The following is a 9827-nucleotide window of genomic DNA, read 5'->3' as shown; positions in this document are numbered from 1 at the left end:
TTTGCTAAAAATATAAACTAACATGAATATTCCGGCAGATTTAAAGTACACGAAAGACCACGAGTGGGTTAAAATTGATGGAGATGTTGCTACTGTAGGTATTACAGACTTCGCTCAAAAAGAACTAGGTGATATTGTTTATGTAGAGGTTGATACTCTGGACCAAACTCTTGATAGAGATGAAGTTTTTGGTACTGTTGAGGCAGTGAAAACCGTTTCTGACCTTTTCTTACCTCTATCTGGAGAAATAATTGAATTTAATGAATCTCTTGAGACTACACCGGAAACAGTTAACTCTGATCCTTATGGTGACGGTTGGATGGTTAAAGTGAAAATTTCTAACCCTGCGGAAGAAAGTGAGCTTTTAACGAGTGACCAATATAAAGAACTAATTGGCGCTTAATAAATCTTTTTGGGGTGCGATTGTCTGGTGGGTTGTAATCACAGTTATGTGTCTTATGCCTGCTAATAACTTCAATGAGTTTGAAGAATTTCCTGTTCCTTATAAAGACAAGATAGTTCATTTTACTTTTTACTTTGTGCTGGTTTTGTTGTGGAACTACGCATTTAAAAAGAAACAAAATATAAAAGTCAGACTTTTAATTTTTACCTGTGCAGTTTTTTACGGAGTTGTAATTGAGCTATGTCAAAAACTCTTTACGGTAACGCGAAGTCCAGATGTTACAGATGCTCTTGTGAATACTTTTGGAGCACTGTTAGGAACTGTACTTTTTTGGCTTTTAAATAAAAATAAGCGATAATGAAATCCCGTGTAATGCGGGATTTTTTATTTTAATAGTATGAATGTAAGGCAATATATAGACTCTACCTATTTAAAAACTCCTGCTATGGCAGGTATTACCATTAACGAAAACAAAGAGATTGTAAAAAAACTTGTTAAGGATGCTGTTGTTTATGGTTGTAAATTAGTTATGGTAAGGCCTGAAATGGTTCCTTTTGTTAAGGAGTTGCTTTCTGTTGAAAAGAGTAAAGTTTTGGTTGGAACCGTTGTTGATTTTCCTGAAGGTGAGGGTGCATTGTTTAAAAAGCTGGATGAAGCCAATAAGAGTATACAGGAAGGTGCTGATGAACTTGATTTTGTAATCGATTACAAAGCTTTTAAGAGGGGAGATGTAGAGAAGGTAAAAGCTGATGTGATTGAGTGTACCCGTTTGTGTTTAGATCATAAAAAGGTAGTGAAATGGATAATTGAGGTGGCAGCTTTGTCAGATAAAGATATTATATCTATTACTGTATTGATTAAAAATATTGTGCTGACTCATTTTTCTGAGTCTGATTACTTTAATGTGTTTGTGAAATCATCGACAGGGTTTTATAAAACGGAGGGTGATAAGCCTAACGGAGCCACAGTTCATTCGGTTAAGCTCATGCTTGAAAATTCGTTTCCGTTACCTGTTAAGGCTGCCGGAGGAATACGTAATTATAATGAAGCTCAACAAATGATAAGGCTGGGGGTAAAACGTATAGGTACTTCTTCTGCTAATGAAATAATTGCCGGAGAACAGGTTTCAGGTGAATACTAAAAACAAAAAAACCTTCCCGGTATGGAGGAAGGTTTCTTTTTCATAGCAATTTTTCCCAATTTTTCTTTTTCGTTACACCTGCACTACCTTAGCAGCTGTATATATATAGATGCGTATTTATTGCAAAAGGTTGCGTTGGGTAGTGAAAAAAAATATTTTTTTTAGAAAATCCCTTTTTAAAAAGCTAATGCTTTGATGAAAAGCAATTTTTCAAGTATCTTTGCGCCAGTTTTTGAAAACAATGAAAATTACTTTGGATACTACTGAAAAACCTATTTCCGTTAAGTCTTTATTTGCAGATTTTACAGCAATTACCAAGGCAAGGCTTGCGGTAAGTGTTGTTTTTTCGTCTATGGCAGGATACCTGTTAGGCTTTTCTGATGCTAATCCGTTTAGCTGGGTTACATTTATTTTACTTGGAATAGGCGGTTACTGCATGGTTGGGGCATCAAATGTTTTTAACCAGATAATAGAAAAAGACTTGGATTCCCTTATGGACAGGACGAAAAACAGACCTGTTCCTTCCGGAAAAATATCTGTAAAAAATGCTTTTTGGTTAGGTTGTCTGCTTACTGTGTTAGGCATAGGGATACTTTATGCTATTAATCCTAAAACAGCTATGTTTGGGGCAATCTCAATTTTTCTTTACACCAGTGTTTATACTCCGTTAAAAACCAAAACACCCCTTGCTGTATTTGTAGGGGCTTTTCCTGGGGCTATACCTTATATGTTAGGGTGGGTAGCTGCAACAAATAATTTTGGTATTGAGGCAGGTACACTGTTCATGATTCAGTTTTTCTGGCAGTTTCCTCACTTTTGGGCTATTGGCTGGTTTTTATATGACGATTACAAAAAGGCAGGTTTCTTTATGCTTCCTACAAGGAAAAAAGATAAGAAAACGGCTTTGTATACCATATTATATACTGTTTGGTTAATATTAGCATCATTGCTTCCTGTTACAGGGTTTACAGGTGAGCTTAAACTAAGCTATATTTCTGCAGCTATTGTGTTACTTGTAGGAGTATGGATGCTTGTTTATGCAATTAAGCTTTATAAAAAAATGGATGGGCCTGCTGCCCGAAAACTTATGTTGGTAAGTGTATCATATATTTCCCTGTTACAGGTGATATATGTAATAGATAAATTTATTAGATAATTATGGTAGAGAAAATGACTGCCCAGGAGCATATGGAAAGAAATGCAAAATCAAAGAAAATGCTGCTTTGGTTTGCTATGATTAGTATGTTTATGACTTTTGCCGGTTTAACGAGTGCTTATGTTGTGAGTGCATCAAGACCCGACTGGCTTAATGATTTTAAACTTCCGCAGGCTTTTTTAATCAGTACTGTAGTTATTGTTTTAAGTAGTATTACGTTTCATATGGCAAAAACCTTTGTAAAAAAAGGTAATAATAGTATGGCTGGTACAATGCTTTTGGCTACACTGGCGTTAGGTATTACTTTTGTTTTTTGCCAGTTTAACGGCTTTAATGAGATTATAGAAAGTGGTTATTTTTTCACCGGTAGCGAGAGTACAGTGACAACATCTTTTGCTTACATTGTTATTGTAGTACACATGGCTCACCTTTTTGCCGGGCTTATTGTGCTTTTGGTGGTAATTTATAATCATTTTAAACAAAAATACAACCCTTCTCAAACGCTTGGTATAGAGTTAGGTGCGATGTTTTGGCACTTTCTCGATGTTTTGTGGGTTTACTTGTTTTTGTTTTTGTATTTCTATTAATAAAAAAAAATGTAAATTTGGAAACTTTTTATAATTAACTAACTTTTATGGCAGCGACAGTTACTTCTTCAGCTACTACAGGTAAAACATGGGACGGCGGTAATGAACCTATGGGTGCGAGTTACGGCAAGATGATGATGTGGTTTTTCATCGTATCAGATGCTCTAACTTTCTCAGGATTCCTTGCAGCTTACGGTTTTTCAAGATTTAAATTTATAGAAACATGGCCTATTGCGGATGAGGTGTTTAATCACTTTCCGTTTATGCATGGTGTTGATGCACCTATGTACTATGTAGCGTTCATGACATTTATCCTGATCTTTTCATCAGTAACCATGGTGCTTGCCGTAGATGCGGGTCACCAGTTGAAAAAAACAAAGGTTGCTGTTTATATGGCTCTTACCATTGTAGGAGGTTTTATATTCTTAGGTTCTCAGGCTTGGGAGTGGAAAAACTTCATTAAAGGTGAATATGGAGCAATTGAAACTAAAGGTGGTGCGATTCTTCAGTTTGTTAAACAAGGTGAAAATGGTAGCTACGAAAGAGTGAAACTTGCTGATTTTGCTGCTCACATTGAAACAGACCGTATAAATAATACCAGAAGTCATGGTATTTGGTTTGAAGATGCTGCAGCTTTACCAAGCTTTACTGTTGAAGAGGTTGCTAAAGGACTTGAGGCACATCCTGAAGTTTTAATCAGAACAGAAGTAATTAAAGATAAACATAAGACAGTACTTTCAAGAGAAGAATCTCTGGTAAGGATTAAAGATGCTCAATATGTAGTTGAGGGTGCTAACCTTATTAGAAACGAATACGGTCACAAATTGTTTGCAAACTTCTTCTTCTTTATTACAGGTTTCCACGGTTTCCACGTATTCTCTGGTGTAATGATTAATATCATTATTTTCCTTAACGTGTTATTAGGGACTTATGAAAGAAGAAAGAGCTATGAAATGGTAGAGAAAGTTGGTCTTTACTGGCACTTTGTAGACTTAGTTTGGGTGTTTGTATTTACATTCTTCTATCTTGTTTAATTGTTAAAAGTATTAATGTCATGGCACATACTCACGAATCCAATACAAAAAGAATCTGGACCGTTTTCGGACTACTGTCAGTAATTACAATTGTAGAGGTAGCATTAGGTATTGTAAAACCTGATTTCCTTTTCAAAACTGACTTGTTTAAAATGCACCTGCTTAACTGGATATTTATTATCCTTACAGTAGTAAAGGCTTATTATATCATGTGGGCTTTCATGCACCTTGAAGGGGAGAAGGCTAATTTAAGATGGTCTATTGTAGCTCCACTGGTATTTCTAATTATCTATTTAGTGTTCATCTTACTTATAGAAGGTAATTATGTATTTGATGTGTTCCAGGGTTCTCAATATAAATGGATATTCTAAAGAGCACATATTAACGATAAAAAAGGCGGTTTTTCAACCGCCTTTTTTTATTTTTGTACCCGGAAACTTCTCCTCAATATTATGAAAAAAAAGTTTGTCCTTATACTGCTGCTTATATTCCCTATAACAGCTTATGTTTACTTCTCAATGGTAAAGCATAACTCCCTTTATTTATCTACGGTAGTGGAAAATGTTGATGAATTACCGGAAGGGACTACTCTAAATGGTATGAAGGTGCATTTGCTGGATAAGATAACCGTAGTTGGTTTTCCCGGAGATGATCTTACAAAGAGAAAAGAAAGCCTTTTTAACCTGAATCAGAAGATTTATAATAAATGTGCCGAGTTTGATGATTTTCAAATGGTGATGTTGCTTCCTAAAGGTAGTGACGAAGAGGTGAAACAGGTTATTTCTGATTTGAAACGAATGAGTGATTTATCGGGATGGAGATTTCTTTTTACTGAGCCCGAAAATATAGAGGCATTTCACAGGTCATTACAAACCAAACAACCTCTTGATGAAGATTATGGGTCGTTTTATGTTTATATTATAGATAAAAAAAGGAATTTAAGAGGAAGAAACGGTGAGGTTGAAAGTGAAAAAGGTAATAATGTTATGGATGGCTATAATACCTTTTCTGCAGCCGAACTTCATAATGAGATGACCGATGATATAAAAATCCTTTTAAGGGAATACAGACTTGCCCTGAAAAAGAATACGAGTAAAGGGGTTAAAAGAGAAATCTAATTACAATGAAAAATAAATCATATATAGGTATATCGTTTATTGTCCTGGTTTTTGGTATTTGGGCGGTAAAAGAGATAGGAGAACGCTTTAGTAAATCTGATCTGGTAGAGATAGGGCCTGTTCCTTCTTTCGAATTGACAGATCAGGATAACAAAACCATTACTGATAAAGATTATCTGGGTAAGGTATATGTAGTAGAATTCTTTTTCTCTACCTGTCCTACAATTTGCCCTGTGATGAACCAGAATATGGTTGAGATACAAAATGAATATTATGGAAATCCTGAGTTTGGTATAGCCTCTATTACTATTAATCCGGAGTATGATACTCCGAAAGTATTAAAGCAACACGCCGAAGATTTAGGAGTTAAACATTATAACTGGCATTTTTTAACGGGAGATAAGGATTATATTTTTAACCTTGCTGAAAAAGGTTTTAACCTTTATGCAGGTCAAAACGATAAAGTGCCTGGAGGTTTTGAACACTCTGGTTTGTTTGCTCTTGTTGATAAGGAGGGTAATATAAGATGCAGGGAAGATCAATATGGTAATCCTATTTTGTATTATGACGGACTGGAGGAAGAAGGTGTTGAGGCAATCAAAGAAGATATACGAAAATTATTAGCAGAATAATATGGATACAGCAGCTCAAAGTGTTGAAAAAAAGTACAGGGTTTGGATAATATTATTATCAATAGTAATCCCTTTAGCAGTTGCAGTGCTTTTTAGTGTTAAGCTTAAGGATTTTGGTTTTGATGTAGAACCTTTGTATTTCCTTCCGCCTATATATGCCGGGATTAACGGTCTTACAGCTGTGGTGCTTGTAGTAGCTGTTATGGCGATTAGAAGAGGTAAACAAAAGTTACATGAAAACCTTATGAAGTTTGCCATAACTCTTTCATGTATGTTTTTAGTAATGTATGTGGCGTACCATATGACCGCCGACTCTACTGTATTTGGTGACTTTAATCATAATGGCGTGTTAGAGCTTTCTGAACAAAACGAGGTAGGCTTTTCAAGGTACATTTATCTGTTTATCCTTTTGTTTCATATAGCGCTTTCTGTAATCATTATTCCGCTTGTGTTGTTAACTTATGTGAGGGCTTTGTCAAAAAGCTTTTTAAGGCACAGAAAACTGGCTCGTATTACCTATCCGTTATGGTTGTATGTTGCAGTTACAGGAGTGGTGGTTTATTTGATGATATCGCCTTATTATAACTATTAAATAAAGAACGTTATGAATAACGGACTTAAAAAATATTTACTGCTGCTTGTGGTGGTGTTTCTTTCTGCGGGTGCACAGGCACAATGTGCAATGTGTAGGGCAGCTTTAGAGAGTAGTGACAGTGGTATAAAACCCGAGGCGGTTAACGACGGTATAGTATACCTTATGGCATTCCCTTACATACTTGTAGGTCTCGTAGGATTTGCAGTTTATAAACTCAGGAAAAAGAAAACTGCTAAGGCAGAATAATAATATAAAAATAGACGGCTACTTCATGCCGTCTATTTTTATATTCATAGTACCTGAAGTTTTTATAAAGGCTATAATAGCATTGTCTGTAAGCACGATTTTATCAAACTCAAAACCGTTTAGTTTTCCGTTTACAAATATTCCCGGCATTGGTGAATAATTGTCCAGGTATGGGGCAAGGCTTCGTTCGCCTTCATTTAGGTTTTCGGTTATAGTGTATCGGCAGTTCTCCTGTATTTTCAATAATACTGTTTTTTCTGCTAGCCAGTTTGCGGTTTTTATTAAAACACTTTTTGTGTCCAGTACATAATCCAGCCTGTCAAAATAAATTTCCTGTGTTGTGGTATTATAACTTGGATATCCTGAAAGGTAAATAGTTCCGTTAATACTGCCCGACATGTTTAGGGCTATTATCATTTTTCCGTCTTTATGCCATAGTTCAACATTGTTTACGGTTACCTTCTGGCTGCCGGATCCAAATTCCTGCCCTTTAAAGTTTTTGGTTATAATTTTTGAGGCACTTTCGTAAGTCGATATTGCTGCCACTACTACATTAATCTTATCGGGCATTTTGCTTACAGCCTTCAGTACAACTTTATCTTTATTAAAAGTATTGTTTGGTTTTTGACCTATAATGGTTTGCATAGTGCATTTTAGTCCCATGTCCATAGTGATTTGTTTGTTTTTCAAAACAGCATCGGTCACATAAAGTTCTATTGGGTTGAGTTTAAACCATGCTTCATATTGCTCGTTAGAGAGAAACGGAGTGCTTATTTTGTCGAGAGCATCCAGTACGTTTGGTTTAAAGTTGGTAGCTTCTTTAATGGCGTTATCCAGCATCTCTTCAATTTTAGATTTAAAGAGTTTTACTGCAGGGTTTATAAGGTAGGTAATGGCTACTTTCTGTCCGGCAATAGTTGTGGTTGGGCTTTCCTGCCATTTAATTTTTTCCAGGCTGGTAACGGTTTTGAGTTCCCAGTTGGTTAACCCAATATTACTTTCCATAGTTACAATGGCATTGAGGTCAAACTCCCGTGTATCCTGAATGTTTATCCCTAATGCCGATGTGGCATATCTTACTTTAGCATTTATTTTTATAGGTACTGTTGATTTTAGTTTTCCGTTTTCATCAGTAAATTTTATGGGAGCGGTTTTCCATATTTTCAGGGCTATATCATCATCGTTAATATTATTGTCTTCATAAATAAGTCCGGTGAAAAATTTGTTGAGCTGGCTTTCAATATCACTCAGGGATATGGTAACGGGTAGGTTTATAAACGATGTTGTGGTTTCATAAACCGTTGGTGTATTTTTTGAAGGTTCGGGCTTTAGTGCCTGTATATGTTTTGTTGTGGAGCAGGCTGTAAGTATGGTAGCTAACAGACTAAACACGAGTAACTTTTTCATTAAGTGTGCGGCTTTTTTTTAGCTAATGTAAGGGTTAATTTGTAACATTTACCATATCTTGTCGACTAAAAGTATAGAGTACAAGGGTATTTACTTTAAATAAATTAAATACCTTTGTGAAACCCGTATTTTTACGCTATGAAAACCAACCTACGAATAACTTTTTTATTGTTTTTTTCATTTTCGGCATTTGTCTCCTTTTCTCAGGAAAAGAAATGGACGCTGGAGGAGTGTGTAAATTATGCCCTCGAAAAAAACATATCTATAAGGGAAGCCGGACTTGATGTTCAGTTAGCTGCTGTAAATAAAAGTGATGCATCAGGGAATTTTTTACCAAGAGTAAATGCTAATGCCAGTCACTTTTGGAACATAGGTTTAACCCAAAGTATTACCGGTATCCTTGAACAGCAAACTACCCAGTTTACCAATGCCGGTGCGAGTGCCAGTATTGACCTGTACAAAGGACTTTTAAACCAAAAGCAATACCGCAGGCAAAAAATGGCGTTGGTGGCAAGCCAGTATCAATTGGTCAAAATGAAAGAAGATATTTCGCTCAATGTGGCTAATGCATTTCTTGAAATACTGTTTAATAAAGAGAATTTAAAAGTACAGCAGGAACAGCTAAAAGTTGATTTGGAACAGAAAAACCGTACTGCCGATCTTGTTGAAGGAGGTATGGTGCCTAGAGGTGATCTTTTAGATATTGAAGCAACTGTTGCGGCCGACAGGCAAAAAGTAATCCAGTCAGAAAACCAATTGCTTATTTCTAAACTTAGCCTAGCACAGCTGTTACAGCTGGAGGAGTTTTGGAAATTTGATATAGCCGATGAGGAATATGACTTAAGTGAAAGTGAAGTGATGCTAAATACACCTATGCAGGTATATGATAAAGCAAGAGAACTGCGTACAGAAATTAAAATAGCCCAGGCCAATCTTGAAGTGGCTCAGCAAGATGTGAAAATTGCGCGTGCGGCATACCAGCCTACACTTACCGGATTTTATAATCTGAACACTAGGGTTACCTATGCTGATTATTCTTCTTTTGAAAACGGACAGGTAGTAAGTATTACACCGCCGCCATTCTGGAATCAGTTTTGGGATAATAAAGGGCATTCTTTCGGTTTTCAGTTAAGTGTGCCGATATTCAATGGTTTTTCTACCCGTAATAGTGTGAGAAAGTCTAAAATAGCCTTAGAGCGTTCCAAACTGGCTTATGAAAGGGAAGAACTGGATTTACAGCGTAACGTGTATACTGCTTATACAGATGTACAGGGAGCGCAAAAAGCTTATGAGGCAGCCGTATCGGCGGCAGATGCCAGAAAAGAAGCGCTTGTTTATGCTAAAGAACGCTATGAAGTGGGGCTTATTAATGTTTTTGACCTAAATCAGGCTCAAACACTTTCGGCTAACGCACAAAGTGAAGTGCTTAGAACCAAGTACGATTATATATTTAAAGTTAAGATATTAGAATTCTATTTCGGTATACCAATTACTCAAAACTAAAACCT

Annotated in this window: 13 protein-coding genes; 12 read left to right on the top strand and 1 reads right to left on the bottom strand. The window is 36.1% G+C overall.

Features of this window, described 5'->3' with window-relative positions:
* Positions 1 to 22 precede the first annotated feature (22 nt).
* From gcvH to GN157_RS03165, 11 genes are all read left to right on the top strand, one after another.
* Positions 23 to 403, top strand: a complete 381-nt coding sequence (gcvH, locus tag GN157_RS03215) for a glycine cleavage system protein GcvH (RefSeq protein WP_157481686.1) — start codon at positions 23 to 25, stop codon at positions 401 to 403.
* A 55-nt stretch (positions 404 to 458) separates the two neighbouring features.
* The gene (locus GN157_RS03210; RefSeq protein WP_197429384.1) at positions 459 to 761 is read left to right on the top strand and encodes a VanZ family protein; all 303 of its coding nucleotides are present in this window, start codon (positions 459 to 461) and stop codon (positions 759 to 761) included.
* Between the two features lie 39 nt (positions 762 to 800).
* Positions 801 to 1544, top strand: coding sequence for a deoxyribose-phosphate aldolase (gene deoC / locus GN157_RS03205; protein WP_157481684.1), 744 nt, complete (start codon positions 801 to 803; stop codon positions 1542 to 1544).
* Positions 1545 to 1797: 253 nt separating this feature from the next.
* On the top strand, positions 1798 to 2700 hold the full coding sequence (gene cyoE, locus GN157_RS03200; RefSeq protein WP_394350054.1) for a heme o synthase: 903 nt from the start codon (positions 1798 to 1800) through the stop codon (positions 2698 to 2700).
* A 2-nt stretch (positions 2701 to 2702) separates the two neighbouring features.
* Positions 2703 to 3287 (top strand): cytochrome c oxidase subunit 3, encoded by a 585-nt coding sequence (locus tag GN157_RS03195; protein WP_157481682.1) that lies wholly within the window; start codon positions 2703 to 2705, stop codon positions 3285 to 3287.
* A 47-nt stretch (positions 3288 to 3334) separates the two neighbouring features.
* A complete protein-coding gene (locus tag GN157_RS03190; RefSeq protein ID WP_157481681.1) occupies positions 3335 to 4321 on the top strand; it encodes a cytochrome c oxidase subunit 3 in 987 nt (328 codons plus the stop codon).
* Between the two features lie 20 nt (positions 4322 to 4341).
* A complete protein-coding gene (locus tag GN157_RS03185) occupies positions 4342 to 4692 on the top strand; it encodes a cytochrome C oxidase subunit IV family protein (RefSeq protein WP_157481680.1) in 351 nt (116 codons plus the stop codon).
* Between the two features lie 81 nt (positions 4693 to 4773).
* Positions 4774 to 5439: a hypothetical protein gene (locus GN157_RS03180; RefSeq protein WP_157481679.1), complete on the top strand. Its 666-nt coding sequence runs from the start codon at positions 4774 to 4776 to the stop codon at positions 5437 to 5439.
* 5 nt (positions 5440 to 5444) lie between these two features.
* Complete coding sequence (locus GN157_RS03175) at positions 5445 to 6071, top strand: SCO family protein (protein WP_157481678.1); 627 nt, start codon at positions 5445 to 5447, stop codon at positions 6069 to 6071.
* Position 6072: 1 nt separating this feature from the next.
* On the top strand, positions 6073 to 6663 hold the full coding sequence (locus tag GN157_RS03170; RefSeq protein WP_157481677.1) for a DUF420 domain-containing protein: 591 nt from the start codon (positions 6073 to 6075) through the stop codon (positions 6661 to 6663).
* 12 nt (positions 6664 to 6675) lie between these two features.
* Positions 6676 to 6912 (top strand): hypothetical protein, encoded by a 237-nt coding sequence (locus tag GN157_RS03165; protein ID WP_157481676.1) that lies wholly within the window; start codon positions 6676 to 6678, stop codon positions 6910 to 6912.
* 18 nt (positions 6913 to 6930) lie between these two features.
* Here the strand turns inward: GN157_RS03165 and GN157_RS03160 are convergent, their stop codons facing one another.
* Entirely contained in the window at positions 6931 to 8319 is a 1389-nt protein-coding gene (locus tag GN157_RS03160; protein ID WP_157481675.1) for a DUF4403 family protein, read from the bottom strand.
* Between the two features lie 138 nt (positions 8320 to 8457).
* Between GN157_RS03160 and GN157_RS03155 the strand changes: the two genes are divergently transcribed.
* On the top strand, positions 8458 to 9822 hold the full coding sequence (locus tag GN157_RS03155; protein ID WP_157481674.1) for a TolC family protein: 1365 nt from the start codon (positions 8458 to 8460) through the stop codon (positions 9820 to 9822).
* Positions 9823 to 9827 lie beyond the last annotated feature (5 nt).

Origin of the sequence: Flavobacterium rakeshii (genome assembly GCF_009741375.1) — a bacterium.
Lineage (GTDB): Bacteria > Bacteroidota > Bacteroidia > Flavobacteriales > Flavobacteriaceae > Flavobacterium > Flavobacterium rakeshii.
The sequence above is the reverse complement of the archived record's forward strand: the minus strand, read 5'-3'. Positions and strand labels throughout refer to the sequence as shown.

Bases quoted from the DNA above. Each gene is read 5' to 3' on its own strand.
- gcvH (WP_157481686.1), top strand. From the start codon at position 23: ATGAATATTCCGGCAGATTTAAAGTACACGAAAGACCACGAGTGGGTT.
- GN157_RS03210 (WP_197429384.1), top strand. From the start codon at position 459: ATGCCTGCTAATAACTTCAATGAGTTTGAAGAATTTCCTGTTCCTTAT.
- deoC (WP_157481684.1), top strand. From the start codon at position 801: ATGAATGTAAGGCAATATATAGACTCTACCTATTTAAAAACTCCTGCT.
- GN157_RS03195 (WP_157481682.1), top strand. From the start codon at position 2,703: ATGGTAGAGAAAATGACTGCCCAGGAGCATATGGAAAGAAATGCAAAA.
- GN157_RS03190 (WP_157481681.1), top strand. From the start codon at position 3,335: ATGGCAGCGACAGTTACTTCTTCAGCTACTACAGGTAAAACATGGGAC.
- GN157_RS03185 (WP_157481680.1), top strand. From the start codon at position 4,342: ATGGCACATACTCACGAATCCAATACAAAAAGAATCTGGACCGTTTTC.
- GN157_RS03180 (WP_157481679.1), top strand. From the start codon at position 4,774: ATGAAAAAAAAGTTTGTCCTTATACTGCTGCTTATATTCCCTATAACA.
- GN157_RS03175 (WP_157481678.1), top strand. From the start codon at position 5,445: ATGAAAAATAAATCATATATAGGTATATCGTTTATTGTCCTGGTTTTT.
- GN157_RS03170 (WP_157481677.1), top strand. From the start codon at position 6,073: ATGGATACAGCAGCTCAAAGTGTTGAAAAAAAGTACAGGGTTTGGATA.
- GN157_RS03165 (WP_157481676.1), top strand. From the start codon at position 6,676: ATGAATAACGGACTTAAAAAATATTTACTGCTGCTTGTGGTGGTGTTT.
- GN157_RS03160 (WP_157481675.1), bottom strand. From the start codon at position 8,319: ATGAAAAAGTTACTCGTGTTTAGTCTGTTAGCTACCATACTTACAGCC.
- GN157_RS03155 (WP_157481674.1), top strand. From the start codon at position 8,458: ATGAAAACCAACCTACGAATAACTTTTTTATTGTTTTTTTCATTTTCG.